The 14679-nt window shown below is 73.4% G+C and carries 13 protein-coding genes and 1 riboswitch; of the genes, 4 read left to right on the forward strand and 9 right to left on the reverse strand.

From position 1 onward, the window contains the following. Positions 1 to 58 precede the first annotated feature (58 nt). Together STBA_RS07960 and STBA_RS07965 are read left to right on the forward strand one after the other, a co-directional pair. The gene (locus tag STBA_RS07960) at positions 59 to 1114 is read left to right on the forward strand and encodes an adenosine deaminase (RefSeq protein WP_079251792.1); all 1056 of its coding nucleotides are present in this window, start codon (positions 59 to 61) and stop codon (positions 1112 to 1114) included. After that, positions 1102 to 1797, forward strand: coding sequence for a glycerophosphodiester phosphodiesterase (locus STBA_RS07965; protein WP_077058572.1), 696 nt, complete (start codon positions 1102 to 1104; stop codon positions 1795 to 1797). The genes STBA_RS07960 and STBA_RS07965 overlap by 13 nt, the downstream gene beginning before the upstream one ends. A 35-nt stretch (positions 1798 to 1832) precedes the next feature. Here STBA_RS07965 and STBA_RS07970 read toward each other — a convergent pair whose 3' ends face one another. Further along, positions 1833 to 3266 (reverse strand): gamma-aminobutyraldehyde dehydrogenase, encoded by a 1434-nt coding sequence (locus STBA_RS07970; protein WP_077058573.1) that lies wholly within the window; start codon positions 3264 to 3266, stop codon positions 1833 to 1835. 339 nt (positions 3267 to 3605) lie between these two features. On the opposite strand from STBA_RS07970, the gene STBA_RS07975 reads away from it, so the two are divergent. Together STBA_RS07975 and STBA_RS07980 are read left to right on the forward strand one after the other, a co-directional pair. Beyond that, positions 3606 to 4313, forward strand: coding sequence for an ATP-binding cassette domain-containing protein (locus tag STBA_RS07975; RefSeq protein WP_077058574.1), 708 nt, complete (start codon positions 3606 to 3608; stop codon positions 4311 to 4313). After that, positions 4295 to 5467, forward strand: coding sequence for a hypothetical protein (locus STBA_RS07980; RefSeq protein WP_077058575.1), 1173 nt, complete (start codon positions 4295 to 4297; stop codon positions 5465 to 5467). Before STBA_RS07975 ends, STBA_RS07980 begins: the two co-directional genes overlap by 19 nt. Positions 5468 to 5528: 61 nt before the next feature. Here the strand turns inward: STBA_RS07980 and STBA_RS07985 are convergent, their stop codons facing one another. The 8 genes from STBA_RS07985 to pyrH all read right to left on the reverse strand — a co-directional run bounded on the left by STBA_RS07985 (position 5529) and on the right by pyrH (position 14667). Further along, on the reverse strand, positions 5529 to 7088 hold the full coding sequence (locus STBA_RS07985; protein WP_077058576.1) for a family 10 glycosylhydrolase: 1560 nt from the start codon (positions 7086 to 7088) through the stop codon (positions 5529 to 5531). 78 nt (positions 7089 to 7166) lie between these two features. Continuing rightward, entirely contained in the window at positions 7167 to 8255 is a 1089-nt protein-coding gene (locus tag STBA_RS07990) for an ABC transporter ATP-binding protein (protein ID WP_079251793.1), read from the reverse strand. Then, positions 8255 to 9904, reverse strand: a complete 1650-nt coding sequence (locus tag STBA_RS07995) for an iron ABC transporter permease (RefSeq protein WP_253194582.1) — start codon at positions 9902 to 9904, stop codon at positions 8255 to 8257. Before STBA_RS07995 ends, STBA_RS07990 begins: the two co-directional genes overlap by 1 nt. Further along, positions 9901 to 10947: a thiamine ABC transporter substrate-binding protein gene (locus tag STBA_RS08000; protein ID WP_077058577.1), complete on the reverse strand. Its 1047-nt coding sequence runs from the start codon at positions 10945 to 10947 to the stop codon at positions 9901 to 9903. Before STBA_RS08000 ends, STBA_RS07995 begins: the two co-directional genes overlap by 4 nt. Positions 10948 to 10990: 43 nt before the next feature. Continuing rightward, positions 10991 to 11096: riboswitch (TPP riboswitch) on the reverse strand. A 46-nt stretch (positions 11097 to 11142) separates the two neighbouring features. Further along, on the reverse strand, positions 11143 to 12249 hold the full coding sequence (gene rlmN / locus STBA_RS08005) for a 23S rRNA (adenine(2503)-C(2))-methyltransferase RlmN (RefSeq protein ID WP_077058578.1): 1107 nt from the start codon (positions 12247 to 12249) through the stop codon (positions 11143 to 11145). A 28-nt stretch (positions 12250 to 12277) separates the two neighbouring features. Then, on the reverse strand, positions 12278 to 13285 hold the full coding sequence (locus STBA_RS08010) for a phosphatidate cytidylyltransferase (RefSeq protein WP_077058579.1): 1008 nt from the start codon (positions 13283 to 13285) through the stop codon (positions 12278 to 12280). Positions 13286 to 13307: 22 nt separating this feature from the next. After that, the gene (gene frr / locus STBA_RS08015; protein WP_077063180.1) at positions 13308 to 13865 is read right to left on the reverse strand and encodes a ribosome recycling factor; all 558 of its coding nucleotides are present in this window, start codon (positions 13863 to 13865) and stop codon (positions 13308 to 13310) included. 64 nt (positions 13866 to 13929) lie between these two features. Next, positions 13930 to 14667 carry a UMP kinase gene (gene pyrH / locus STBA_RS08020; protein ID WP_077058580.1) on the reverse strand — a complete coding sequence of 246 codons (738 nt, stop codon included), beginning with the start codon at positions 14665 to 14667 and terminating at the stop codon, positions 13930 to 13932. Positions 14668 to 14679: the final 12 nt, after the last annotated feature.

A 14679-nucleotide genomic window follows, 5' to 3' on the forward strand; every position in this document is an offset into this window, starting at 1 on the left:
TCCAGGGGAAGACGCCCACCTTACGGCGCCGTCCACCGCCCCGGCCCCCCTGCCTACGATGAACGGACACCGACAGCCGCCGGAGGCCCCGTTGACCGATCTCACCGCCTTCATCGCCGCACTCCCCAAGGCGGAGCTGCACGTCCACCACGTCGGTTCCGCCTCGCCGCGGATCGTCGCCGAGCTGGCGGCCCGGCACCCGGACACGTCCGTGCCCAAGGACCCCGAGGCGCTGGCCGAGTACTTCACCTTCCGCGACTTCGCGCACTTCATCGAGCTGTACATCTCGGTCGTCGACCTGATCAGGGAGGCCGAGGACATCCGGCTGCTCACCTACGAGGTGGCCCGCGACCTGGCCCGCCAGCAGGTCCGCTACGCCGAACTGACCGTCACCCCGCACACGTCGGTGAAGCGCGGCATCCCGGACGTCGCGTTCATGGAGGCCATCGAGGACGCCCGCACCGCCGCCGAGCGCGACTTCGGCGTCGTGCTGCGCTGGTGCTTCGACATCCCCGGCGAACTGGGCCTGCCCGCGGCCGAGGAGACCGCTCGGATGGCCTGCGAGCTGCGGCCCGAAGGACTCGTCGCCTTCGGCCTCGCCGGGCCGGAGATCGGCTGGCCGCGCCCGCAGTTCAAGCCCTACTTCGACCGCGCCATCGCCGAGGGCCTGCACAGCGTGCCGCACGCTGGGGAGACCACGGGCCCGGAGACGATCCGGGACGCGCTGACCGCGCTGCGCGCCGAGCGCATCGGCCACGGCATCAGCGCCGCGCGGGACCCGGAGCTGATGGCCCTCCTGGCCGAGCGGGGCATCCCGCTGGAGGTCTGCCCCACCTCGAACGTCGCGACCAGGGCCGTGCCCTCCCTGGCGGAACACCCGCTCCCCGCCCTGGTCGCCGCCGGCGTCACGGTGACGATCAACAGCGACGACCCGCCGATGTTCGGCACCGACCTCAACAACGAGTACGCCGTCGCCGCCCGCCTGCTCGGCCTGGACGCGGCGGGCGTCGCCGCGCTCGCGAAGAACGCGGTGGCCGCCTCGTTCCTCGACGGCACGGGCAAGGCCCGGCTGAACGAGGAAATCGACGCCCACCTCGCCGCATGGCCGGGGTGACCGCCGTCGCCCACCGCGGCGACCCGTACCTCGCGCGCGAGAACACCCTGGCCTCCTTCGCCTCGGCCATCGCCGCGGGCGCCGACGCGATCGAGCTGGACGTGCGGCTGACCGCCGACGGCGTGCCGGTGGTGCTGCACGATCCGACGCTGGAGCGGCTGTGGGGCCACCGGGCCGCGGTGGCGGACCGCACCGCGGCGGAGGTCGCCGCGCTGACCGGCGGCGGCGTGCCCACCCTCGCCGCCGCGCTGGCCGTCACCGCGCCCGTGCGCACCCTGATCGACCTGCCGGAACGTTCCCCCGCCCTCGCCGGGGCCGCCGTCGCCGCCGCCCGCGCGGCGGGCGCGGCGGACCGCGTGTACTACTGCGGGGACCCGGGCGCGCTCCGCGCGGTGCGCGCCGCCGACGGCTCCTCCGAGATCGCGCTCACCTGGAAACGCACCGGGCGCCCGCGCCCCTCGCTGCTCGCGGAGCTGCGGCCCCGCTGGCTCAATTACCGCTTCGGCCTGGTGACCAGGGACACGGTGGAACGGGCCGCGGCCGAGGGCTACGAGGTGGCCGCCTGGACGGCCGACAGCAGACGCACCATGCGCCGGCTCGCCGCCCTCGGCGTCACCGCCATCACCACCAACCGCATCGCGACGCTGCGCGCCGTCCTGGCGGACGGCGCACGGCGCGGCTGACGGAGCGGAAACGGCCGGCCCGGCCGACCCCGCCGCTACAGGGCGGTCATCACGTGCTTGACGCGCGTGTAGTCCTCCAGGCCGTACGCGGACAGGTCCTTGCCGTAACCGGACTTCTTGAACCCGCCGTGCGGCATCTCGCCCACCAGCGGGATATGCGTGTTCAGCCAGACGCAGCCGAAGTCCAGGGCCTTGGACATGCGCATCGCCCGGGCGTGGTCCCGGGTCCACACCGAGGAGGCGAGGCCGTACTCCACGCCGTTCGCGTGGGCGACGGCCTCCGCCTCGTCCGCGAACTTCTGCACGGTGATGACCGGGCCGAAGACCTCCTGCTGGACGATCTCGTCGTCCTGCCGGCAGCCGGTGACGAGGGTCGGGGCGAAGAAGTAGCCCTCCTCGCCCACCCGGTGGCCGCCGGTGAGGACGGTGGCGTGGGCCGGCAGCCGGTCGACGAAGCCGGCGACCTTCGCCAGGTGCGCCTCGCTGTTCAGCGGACCGTAGAAGCAGTCGGGGTCCGCGACGTCGCCCGTCCGCACCTCCGCCACGGCCTTGGTGAGCGCGTCGACGAACGCGTCGTGCACGGATTCGTGCACCAGCACCCTGGCCGCGGCCGTACAGTCCTGCCCGGCGTTGAAGAAGCCCGCGTCCCTGATCCCCTCGGCCGCCGCCGCGAGGTCGGCGTCCTCGAACACCACGCACGGCGCCTTGCCGCCCAGCTCCAGATGGACGCGCTTCAGATCCCTGGCGGCCGCGGCTGCCACCTCCGTGCCGGCCCGCACGGAGCCGGTGATCGACACCATCGCCGGGGTGGGGTGCTCCACCATCAGCCGGCCGGTGTCCCGGTCCCCGCAGACCACGTTGAACACGCCGGGCGGCAGGATCTCGCCCATCAGCCCGGCCACGTAGGCGGTGGACGCCGGCGTGGTGTCCGAGGGCTTGAGCACCACCGTGTTGCCCGCGGCCAGCGCCGGGGCGAACTTCCACACGGCCATCATCACCGGGTAGTTCCACGGGGTGACCTGGGCGCAGACCCCGATCGGCTCGCGCCGCACGAAGGAGGTCAGGCCCGCCATGTACTCGCCGGCCGACTTGCCCTCCAGCATCCGGGCGGCGCCCGCGAAGAAGCGGATCTGCTCCAGCATCGGCGGCAGTTCCTCCTGGCGCGTCAGCTCCAGGGGCTTGCCGGTGTCGCGGCACTCGACGTCCAGCAGCTCGTCCGCGTGCGCCTCGAAGGCGTCCGCGATCTTCAGCAGCGCCAGCTGCCTGGTCGCCGGCGTCGCGTCCCGCCAGGCGGGGAACGCGGCCTCGGCGGCGGCCATGGCGGCGTCCACGTCGGCCGCACCCGACAGGGGCGCCGTGCCGTACGGCCGGCCGCTCGCCGGGTCCACCACCTCCATCGTCCGCCCGTCCACGGCGTCGCGGTACTCCCCGTCGATGTAGTTGCGCAAACGGCGCGGCTCGGTGGTCACGGCACCCTCCTGCCTTCCCGGTCCGGTCTTCTGCGGGCCTTCCGGCTATGCAGCCTATGCCCAGGGGGCTGCCGCACAACACCGCCTCGAACGACAGATCCGCCGCTCGCGGCTGCCCCAGCCCGGAAAAACAGCGCCTCTACCTCAGGATCAGCGCATTTCTTACGCCGCCGGGCCGGGGGGGTGCACCGTTCGGAGGATTCTTCGGACTACTCGCCGAGTCGGCGGGCACCGGCCCGCGGCGCCGTGTCACGGTGCCGAGTGGCTGTGACCGTTTCCCCGGCCGTTCGTTCACCCGGCCGGAGGAGTCACCACGATACGAGCGGAGGTGCCGCAGACATGGCCCCACCCGACAACGACGTGCTCTGGGCGCGCGACGTGCACTACGCCCACAACGGCTCACCCGCCCTGCTCGGAGTCTCCCTCGGCATCCGGCAGGGCGAGATCATCGCCGTCACCGGCCCCCGCGGCTCGGGGAAGTCCACCCTGCTCGGCTGCCTCTCCGGCCAGCTGGTGCCGGGGCGCGGGGAAGTCTGGTTCAACAGCATGCCCGTCCACACCCTCACCGCCACCTCGCGCGAGCGGCTGCGCCGCGACCGGTTCGGCTGGGTCGGGGACACCCCGCAGCTGGTCGCCGAGCTGACGGCCTGGGAGAACGCGGCGCTGCCGCTGCTGCTCGCGGGCACCGGGCACCGCAAGGCCCGCCGCACCGCCCTGGAGTGGCTCGACCGGCTCGACGTCGGCGACTGCGCCCGCAAACGCCCCGCCGCGCTGCTCCAGGCGCAGCGGCAGCGCGTCGCCATCGCGCGGGCCCTGGTGCACCAGCCGGACGTGCTGTTCGCGGACGAGCCGACCGCGCCGCTGCACCGCGCCGACCGGGCGCAGGCGCTGCGCACCCTCACCACCGCGGGCCGCTCGCACAGCATCACCGTCGTACTCGCCACCCACGACACCGAGGTGTCCACCCTGGCGGACCGCACGCTCACCCTCGTCGACGGCCGCGAGGCCGGCGCGGCGAACGAAGCCGCATGCTCACTCTCCGCCTAGCCCGCGGCGCCCAGCCGCTGGCCCTGTGCCGCAGGCTGCTGCTGGCCGGGGCCGCGGCGGGCGTCGGTTTCCTGCTGCTGGCCGCGCTGGCGTACGCCACCGCCCACCCGGGCGGCGGCCGGTCCGCGTGGCTGCGCCTCGCCTGGTGCGCGGTGCCGCTGGCCGCGACGGTCCAGCTGGCCGTCGCGGTGGCCAGGGCCGATCCGGCGGCGCGGCCCCGTTCCGGACTCGACATGGCGGGCATGGGCCCCGCCCGGGTCCCCCTGCTCGCGGCGGCCTCCACCGCGATCGCCGGGCTGCTGGGCAGCGCGCTCACGCTGCTGGTCTTCCTGCATCTGCGCGGCTCCGGTTCCGGCCTGCCGCTGGACGGCGCGGCGGGCGACGCCCTGGCCGCCGAACGGCCGCTGCCGGTCGGTGCGGCCCTCACGCTGCTGGCCGTGGCGCCCGCGGCCGCGGCCGCGGCCAGCGGCCTCGCGCTGCGCCGCGGCACGGCCGCGCCGCGGCGGCGGGCCGCGGAGGAGCCCGCTCGGGCCGCACCCGCGCTGCCGCCCGCGGGGCTGCCCTGGGGCACCGCGCTGACCGGGGCGGGGATCGCGCTGTGCGGATACGGAGGGAACGACGCGCGGGACGGCGCCGCGGAGGGCTGGCTGCCGCTGCCCGGGGTGCTCGGCGGCACCGCGCCGGGCGTGGTCGGCGGCTGGCTGCTGATCGCGGCCGGAATCGTGCTGGCCGCGCCCGGCCTGGTGTACCTGTGCGGGCGGCTGCTGTGCGGCGGGCGGCCCGGCGTACTGCGGCTGCTGGCGGGGCGCACGTTGCAGGGCGAGGCGCGCAGGCTCGGCTGTCCGCTCGGCGCGCTGTGCGCCGCGTCCGCCACGCTGCTCGCCGCGCTCGAACTGGACGGGCTGCGGGAGTTCGGGCCCCTCGGGGCGCTGGGCACCGGCGTGGTGCTGGCCTGCGCGCTCGGCACGGTGGCCACCGTCGCCGACACGGCGCGGGCGGACCGCAGGTCCGCCACCGCGGCGCTGGCGCGCCTCGGCGCGCCGCGCACGCTGCTGCGCGGGGCCGCGATGCTGCGGGCGGCGACGCTGCTCGGGGTACTGGTGCCGCTGACCTGGCTGGCCGCCTACCTGATCGCGCTGCCCGCGGGGCAGTGAGCGGACCGCGGCCCGGCCCCCGCCGGGGAGGCTCCGGGGGCCGGGCCGCGGTCCGGCCGGGTCAGGGCAAGGCATGGAAGGCGGGGAAGTCCGCCTCCGCGATGCCGCCCCGGCCGACCTTGAGGGGAACGACCGGCACGCCGACGACGCCGCGCGGCAGGTCGACGCGCGCCAGGTAGAGCCCCGGGTCGACGTGGGCGAAGCCGAACCACCCGGAGCCGTCGGCGCGCAGGGTCCGCTCCCCGCCCGCGGCGAAGATCGGGGTGAGGGTGACCTCCGCGCCGTCCAGCGGGGTGCCGTCACGCAGCGTCAGGGCGCCCGTGATGTGCCCCTCCTCGGGCGCCTCCTTCCACGGCATCCCGGGCACGGCGGCCCGTTCGGCGAACGGCGCGTCCGGCCCGTTCGTCAACGCCTCGGCCAGCCGGTCCTGTTCGGCCTCGCGGCCCTGCTCGGGCACGTCCATGCTGGGGTTGGCGTAGGAGTAACCGCTCCACCCGGCCGCGGTGTTGCCCGCGGCGGTGGGGGCGAGGGCGAGGTTGGCCTGCCGGACGCTGTCGGAGACCGAGTTGAGGTAGAGCGCGGGCCCGTTGACGGCCTGGCGGTCGCCCTGGCTGTCGGCCAGGAACTCCGACCACTCGGCGTACATCCGCGCCTGGTCCTGGTCCCAGTCGCGCTTGTAGTTCATGGCCACCACCGTGTCCATGATTCCCTCGTCCAGCCAGCCGGCCCAGTCCTGGAGTACTTCGCGGTAGGTGCGGGTGGTCTCCCAGCCACCGGTGGTCTGCGGGCCGAAACCGTAGGTGATGGCGTCCATCGACAGCCTGACCTGCGGGTCGGTCTCCCATATGCCCAGGTAGATGCGGCGCACGAGGCCGGTCACCTGGTCGCGCCGCCAGTCGCTCCACTGCTGGTCCGCCGGCTCGGGAACGTCGGTGCGGCCGGTCGCCCGCTGGAAGCGCTCCACCGAGACCTCGTTGTACCCCCAGTCGCTGTGGGTGGTCTGCGCGCTGCCGTCGGGGTAGCGGATGTAGTCGAGGTTGATGCCGTCCACGTCGTACTCGCGCACGATGCTCCGGATCGCGGACACGATGTACTCGACGGCGTCCGGGTGCCCGGGGTCGACGTAGGCGTTCGCGCCGACCAGCTCGGTCCCGTCCGCCTTCCGGTTCAGCCAGCGGTCGGCGCCGGTCGCGGACGGGCCGTGCCGGTTGAAGACGTGGTCCGCGGAGCGCGGCGGCGTCGTGCTGTTCCACATGGTGTTGACGTTGACCCAGGCGTGCACTTCGAGACCGGCCGCGTGGGCCTGCGCGATGACCTCGTCCAGCGGGTCGTAGGGGGCGGGGTCGACGGCGGCGTCGGTGCGCGGGTACTGGGCACGGTTGCAGAAGCAGTCGTAACGGCGGGCGGTCTGCACGATGAGCGCGTTGGCGTTGACGGCGAGCGCGTCGTCGATGAGCGTGCTGACCTGATCCGGCGTGTAGATGCCCTCGTTGAAGGCGTCGACCCAGTAACTGCGCCACTGTTCTGGCGGATTGTCCTCGGCCTGGGCCGGCCCTGCGGTGGCGAGACCGCCGCAGAGCAGACCCAGGCAGGCGAGCAGGATGGGCAGGAACCGTCTCATACGGGTCCCTCCGGGGGGAGTTGGTGGCTGCGGCCGATAATTTACTTCGCCGCCGCCGCCCCGCCTAGACGAAAACTTTCATCTTTTCTCCCGGCTTCCGCTTTTCTCCCGGCTTCCGCCCGCAAGTGAGGGTCCGGCAGTGTCCGGGCCGGCCGGCAGGGTCACCACCTCGGCCGCGTCGAAGCCCACCCGCACGGTCTCCCCCTCCTCGGGCGCCGCCCGCAGCGGGCAGGCGGCCTCCAGCTCGGGACCGCGTTCGGGCGCCAGGTGCAGCAACACGTGGTCGCCGCGGAAGGTCCGCGCCCGCACCGCGGCGGGCAGCGGCCCGCCGAGGCGGACCCCCGAGGGCCGGATCAGCACCCGGCACGGGCCCGGCGGGGTGCCCTCGGGCACCGGCACGGGCCCCCACGGGGTGTCGGCCCGGCCGTCCGGCCGCACGGTGGCCGCGGCCACGTTGCGGAAGCCGAGGAAACGGGCCACGAACGCGTCGGCGGGCCGCCGCCACACCTCGACCGGGCTGCCCGCCTGCGCGATCCGCCCCTCGCGCATCACGACCACCCGGTCGGCGAGCGCGAACGCCTCGCCCTGGTCGTGGGTGACGGCGAGCACGGTGGTGCCGAGGCCGCGGAGCAACTGCCGCAGCTCCACCGCGAGCCGCTCGCGCAGGTCGCGGTCGAGCTGGCCGAGCGGCTCGTCCAGCATCAGCAGCCGGGGGCGCGGCGCCAGCGCGCGGGCCAGCGCGACCCGTTGCTGCTCCCCGCCGGAGAGGCCGGCGACGGGCCGCCGTTCGGCGCCAGGCAGCCCGACCAGGTCGAGGAGTTCGGCGACGCGGCGGCGCGCCTCACCCGCGGGGACCCGGTGCATGCGCAGCCCGAACGCGATGTTGCCGCCGACGTCCCGCTGCGGGAAGAGCTGGTGGTCCTGGAACATCAGGCCGACGCCGCGCCGGTGCGGCGGCACGCCCGCCTGGTCCCGGCCGGCCAGGTGGACCGTTCCGGCATCGGCCGCGGTCAGGCCCGCCACCACGCGCAGCAGCGTGGACTTGCCACTGCCGCTCGGGCCGAGCACGCACACCGTCTCGTGTGCGTCGACGCGCAGGTCCACCGCGTCGAGCGCGGTGCGCGCGCCGTAGGCGACGCGGACTCCGGACAGTTCGAGCAGGGACATCAGGCCACCAGTTCCGTATGCCGGGCGGGGCGGAGGCTCTCCAGCAGGACGAGGGTCAGCGCGCACGTCACCATGAGGATCGTGCTCAGCGCCATGGCCTGCCCGTAGTTCAGCTCCCCGGCCCGGCCGAGCAGCCGGGCCACGGCGACCGGCAGCGTCGGCCGGTCGGCCCTGGCGATGAACACCGTCGCGCCGAACTCCCCCAGCGACACGGCGAACGCGAAACCCGCCGAGACCAGCAGCGCGCGCCGCACCAGCGGCAGGTCCACCTCGCGCCAGGCGCGCCACGGCGAGGCACCGAGCACCGCGGCGGCCTGCCGCAGCCGGTCGTCGACCGCGCGCAGCACCGGCAGCATGACGCGCACCACGAACGGCACGCCGACCAGCGCCTGCGCGAGCGGCACGAGTATCCACGAGGAGCGCAGATCGAGCGGCGGTTCGTCGAGGGCGATGAGGAAACCGAAGCCGACGGTCACGGCCGAGGTGCCGAGCGGCAGCATCAGCAGCGCGTCGAAGCCGCGCGTGAACCGGCCCGCGCGCCGGGTCAGCGCCGCCGCCGCAAGACCGCCGACGGCCAGCGCGATCAGGGTGGCGACGGCGGCGTAGGACAGCGAATTGCCGACGGCCTCCCACGGCGCGACCGCGAACGTGCCGCCGGACCGGGAGCCGAGAGCCCGGTAGTGCGCGAAGCCGTAGCCGTCCGGGCCGGAGAGGGAACGTTCGACCAGGACGCCGAGCGGCAGCAGGATCAGCAGCGCGATCACGGCCAGGGTGCCGCCGAGCAGGGCCCGTTCCCCAGCGCCGCGCGGCGGACGGGCGGTGTGCGCGGCGTCGACGAGCGCCAGCGAGGACTCCCGGCGGCGCACGATCCAGGCGTGCACGCCGAGCAGCACGCCGACGGTGGCGAGCTGGAGCAGGGTCAGCACCGCGGCGGTCGGCAGGTCGAGGAGCTGCGCGGTCTGCCGGTAGATCTCGACCTCCAGCGTCGCGTAGCGGGGGCCGCCGAGGATCTGGATGACGCCGAAGGAGGTGAACGTGAACAGGTAGACCATCAGCCCGGCGGCGGCCACGGAGGGGCCGAGCGCGGGCAGCGTCACCCGCCGGAACGCCGCGAACCGGCCGGCCCCCAGCACCCGCGCCGCCTCCTCCTGCCGCGGGTCCAGCTGGGCCCACAGACCACCGACGGTGCGCACGACGACGGCGTAGTTGAAGAAGACGTGCGCCAGCAGGATCGCCCACACGCCGGTGTCGAGGCGTACCCCCCACAGGTCGTCCAGCAGCCCGCCGCGGCCGGTGAGGCCGAGGAACGCGGCGCCCGTCACGACCGTCGGCAGCACGAACGGGACGGTGACGACCGCGTGCAGCACCCGCTTGCCGGGGAAGTCGAGCCGCGCGAAGACGTAGGCGCCGGGCAGCGCGAGAGCCAGCGTGAGCGCCGTGGAGGCGGCGGCCTGCCACAGCGTGAACCACAGCACCTGTCCCACGCCCGGATCGGTCAGCACCTCGAAGGCCGTGCCGGGCCGCCACTCGCCGTCCTCCTTCAGCCCGCGGCCGGTGATGGCCGCGACCGGATAGGCGAAGAACAGCGCGAAGAACGCCACCGGCACCGCGAGCAGCGCGGCCCGGCGCAGGGCGGCCGTACGCGTCACCTGACGACCAGGGAGGTCCACTCGTCGATCCACTCTTCGCGGTGGGCCGCGATCAGCTCCGCGTCCACGGTCAACGGCTCGTCGACGACCTCCCCGTACCGGGTGAACTCCTCGGGCAGCGCGGCATCCTCGCGCACCGGGTTCACGAACATCTGGAGCGGCATGTCCTCCTGGAACTCCTGGCTCAGCAGGAAGTCCAGCAGGGCCCGGCCCCCCTCCTCGTTGGCGGCGCCCGCCAGCAGCCCGGCGAACTCGATCTGCCGGAAGCAGGTGTCGGGCGCCACGCCCGTCGGCGCCTGCTCCGGCCGTTCCTCGCCGCCGTAGACCACGCCGGCGGGCGGCGAGGAGGCGTAGGAGACGACCAGCGGCCGGTCGCCGTCGCCCGCCCCGGAGAACCGTTCGTTGTACGCCTGCTCCCAGCCGTCGACGACCTCCACCCCGTTGTCCGCGAGCCGCTGCCAGTAGTCCTGCCAGCCGTCCTGGCCGTACGCGGCGACGGTGGCGAGGAGGAAGCCGAGCCCCGGCGAGGAGGTGGCCGCGTTCTGCACGACCAGCAGGTCACGGTAGGCCGGGTCGGCGAGGTCCTCGAAGGTCCCGGGCGGGGCGAGGCCGCGGTCCTCGAACCAGGCCCTGTCGTAGTTGACGCAGATGTCGCCGGTGTCCACGGGGGTGACGCGGTGCTCCGACCCGTCGAGCCGGTACTCCTCCGGCACGGCGGCCAGCCCCTCGGCCTCGTGCGGGGCGAAGACGTCTTCGTCGAGCGTGCGGGAGAGGAGCGTGTTGTCCACGCCGAACAACACGTCGCCCTGCGGGTTGCCCTGGGACAGCACGGCCTGGTTGACCACGATCCCGGCGTCCCCGCCGCGCAGCACCCGCACCGTGTAGCCGGTCTCCTCGGTGAACCGGTCGAGGACCTCGTCGGAGACGGCGAAGGAGTCATGGGTGACCAGGGTGACCTCGTCACCCCCGGAGCCCGCCTCCCCGCCGCCGCAGGCGACCGCGAGCAGGCCGAGCACCGGAACGACTATCAGGCTGCGCTTCATCGTGCCGCTTTCATGACGCGTGGGGCAGGGCGCACGCGGGCAGCACGAGAGCGATCCGAACTTCCTACCCAGCATGACCTGGGCGAGGTTCGAGGGTCTGCGGCCGGTGCCGCACTCTCAGCGCTGCGAGCGCTCCCCTGTCGGACTATGTGATGGCATGTGATCGGATGTTCGAACCAACGATAGCAGCGCGGGCTACCGCTCGGCCGCGGCGAGCTGGCCGCAGGCCCCCTCGATCTCCTGGCCCCTGGTGTCCCGCACGGTCACCGGCACGCCCTGCCGCTCCAGGGCGGCGACGAACGCCCGCTCGTCCTCGGGGCGGGACGCGGTCCACTTGGAGCCGGGCGTCGGGTTGAGCGGGATGAGGTTGACGTGGGCGCCGTGGCCCTTCAGCAGACGGCCCAGCAGGTCGGCCCGCCACGCCTGGTCGTTCACGTCCCTGATCAGCGCGTACTCGATGGAGATGCGGCGGCCCGACCGCTCGGCGTACGCCCAGGCCGCGTCCAGCACCTCCGCGACCTTCCAGCGGGTGTTGACCGGCACCAGGGTGTCCCGCAGCTCGTCGTCCGGCGCGTGCAGGGACACCGCGAGCCGGCAGGCGAACCCCTCCTCGGCGAACCGCCGCATCGCCGGGACCAGACCCACCGTCGAAACCGTGATGCCGCGCTGGGAGAGGCCGATGCCGTCCGGGCCCGGGTCGGTCAGCCTGCGGATCGCGCCGGTCACGCGCCGGTAGTTGGCCAGCGGCTCGCCCATCCCCATGAAGACGATGTTGGAGACGCGCGCCTGGCCGCCCGGCACCTCGCCGTCGCGCAGCGCGCGCATGCCGTCGACGATCTGGTGCACGATCTCGGCCGTCGACAGGTTCCGGTCGAGCCCGGCCTGCCCCGTCGCGCAGAACGGGCAGTTCATCCCGCAGCCGGCCTGGGAGGACACGCACATGGTGACCCGGTCCGGGTAGCGCATCAGCACCGACTCCACCAGCGTCCCGTCGTGCAGCCGCCACAGTGTCTTGCGGGTGGCGCCGTCGTCGCAGGCGAGGTGCCGCACCACGGTCATCAGCCGCGGCAGCAGCGCGCCCGCCAGGCGCTCCCTGGCCGCGGCCGGGACGTCCGTCCACTCGGCCGGATCGTCGGTCAGGCGCGTGAAGTAGTGGCGCGAAAGCTGCTGCGCGCGGAACGGCTTCTCGCCGAGCGCGGCAACGGCCTCCCGGCGCTCCTGTGGATCGAGGTCGGCGAGGTGCCGCGGGGGCTTGGCGGCCCCGCGGGGCGCGACGAAGGTCAGCTCTCCAGGTGCAGGCATGGTCCAGCCAGTGTCGCAGATACCGCGGCTACTCCGCGCCGACGAACGCCAGGAACAGCAGCCACACGACGGGCGCGGTCGGCAGCAGCGAGTCGAGCCGGTCCATGATCCCGCCGTGTCCTGGCAGCAGCGTGCCCATGTCCTTGATGCCCAGATCCCGCTTGATCATGGACTCGCCCAGATCGCCGAGGGTCGCGCTGACCGCCGCCCCCAGGCCCAGGAGCAGACCCTGCCACCAGGTGCCGCCGTCGATCAGGAAGTGCATGCACAGCGCCCCGGCAGCCATGGCGAACACCACGGCACCGGCCAGCCCTTCCCTGGTCTTGCCCGGGCTGATGCGCGGCGCAAGCTTGCGGCGCCCGAGGCGCCAGCCCACGGCGTACGCGCCGGTGTCGCTGACGACGGTCAGCAGCAGGAAGGTGAGCACCCGCCAGGAGCCGTCGTCCGCGGCGAGCATAAGCGCCACGAACGTCGCGAGGAACGGCACGTAGAACGCGACGAACACGCCGGCCGTCACGTCCCGCAGGTAGTTCTCCGGCGGCGCGGCCATCCGCCACACCAGCACCGCGAGCGCCGTCAGCGCGACGGCCACCCACGCGCCCTCCGCACCGCGCAGGTAGCCGGCCATGACCATGGCGGCGCCGCCCACCGCCAGCGGCGGGAGCGGCACCCGGATTCCCTTGCGGTCCGCAAGCCGCGAGGACAGCTCCCACAGCCCCACGACGACGGCCACCGCTATCACGCCGAGGAACGCCGGCTTGTAGACGAACAGCGAGACGAGGACGACGGCGCCGAGGCCGAGTCCGACCGCCACGGCGGCACGCAGATTGCGGCCAGCGCGCTTCCTGGGGCGCCGGGCCGCACGGTCTGGACGCTGCTCCGGCTCACCGCCGCCGGGGTCGGGCACGATCGACATAGGGGGAGTTTGCGCCGCATGCCGGTTTTCGCGCACGGGACCCGCCGGGGCGGGGCCGGCCTGCTCGGTCCTTCCGACGTACCCGGCGGCCGGGGGCGGCCCCCAGGATGATTCGTTCACGGATGACAGCGTCCTTCTCGGATCAGACCTCGAGCAGCTCGGCTTCCTTGTGCTTGAGCAGCTCGTCCACCTGCGCGACGTACTTGGCGGTCGTGTCGTCGAGCTCCTTCTCGCCACGACGGCCCTCGTCCTCGCCGACCTCGCCGTCCTTGATGGCCTTGTCCATGATCTCCTTGGCCTTGCGGCGCACCCCGCGAATGGAGATCTTGGCGTCCTCGCCCTTGGTCTTGGCGACCTTGATGAACTCCCGCCGCCGCTCCTCGGTCAGCTCGGGGAAGACCACGCGGATGATGTGACCGTCGTTCGTCGGGTTGACGCCGAGGTCGGAGTCCCGGACCGCCTGCTCGATGTTGCGCAGCGCGCTCTTGTCGAAGGGGGTGATGACGGCCATACGCGCCTCGGGCACCGAAAAGGACGCCAGCTGGTTGATCGGCGTCATGGTGCCGTAGTACTCGGCCACGATCTTGTTGAACATCGCCGGGTGGGCACGGCCGGTGCGGATGGCGGCGAGGTCGTCCTTGGCGACTCCGACCGCTTTTTCCATCTTCTCTTCAGCCTCGAGGAGGGCTTCTTCGATCACCACGTGCTCCTGGTTCGATGTGTGTGACGTGAATGACGTCGCGTGCGGCGGCCCGCTGGGCGCTTCAGGCCCGCCGGCCCTGGCTGTTCACAAGTGTGCCGATCTTCTCACCCTTTACCGCACGGGCGATATTGCCTTCCGCGAGCAGTTCGAAAACGAGGATCGGCAGCTTGTTGTCCCGGCACAGCGTGACGGCCGTGGAGTCGGCGACCTTCAGATCCCTGGTGATGACTTCGCCGTAGTCGAGCGCGTCGAACTTCACCGCCGCCGCGTTCTTCGCCGGGTCCGAGTCGTACACGCCGTCCACGCCGTTCTTGCCCATGAGCAGCGCCTCGGCGTGGATCTCCAGCGCCCGCTGGGCGGCCGTGGTGTCCGTCGAGAAGTAAGGCATGCCCATGCCCGCGCCGAAGATGACGACGCGGCCCTTCTCCAGGTGCCGCACGGCGCGCAGCGGGATGTAGGGCTCGGCGACCTGGCCCATGGTGATGGCCGTCTGCACCCGGGAGTCGATGCCTTCCTTCTCCAGGAAGTCCTGGAGGGCGAGGCAGTTCATGACGGTACCGAGCATGCCCATGTAGTCGGAGCGGGCCCGGTCCATACCGCGCAGTTGCAGTTCGGCGCCGCGGAAGAAGTTGCCACCGCCGATCACCACCGCGATCTGTGCGCCGTCGCGGACCACTGCCGCGATCTCCCGGGCCATCTTGTGCACGACGTCGGGGTCGACACCGAGTCCGCCGCCGCCGGCGAAGGCTTCTCCGGACAGCTTCAGCAGGAAACGGCGGGGTTTGTCGTCCTGGTTCATGGAACTCTCCTC

Source organism: Streptomyces sp. MP131-18, from assembly GCF_001984575.1.
In the GTDB taxonomy this organism is placed as follows: Bacteria; Actinomycetota; Actinomycetes; order Streptomycetales; family Streptomycetaceae; genus Streptomyces; species Streptomyces johnsoniae.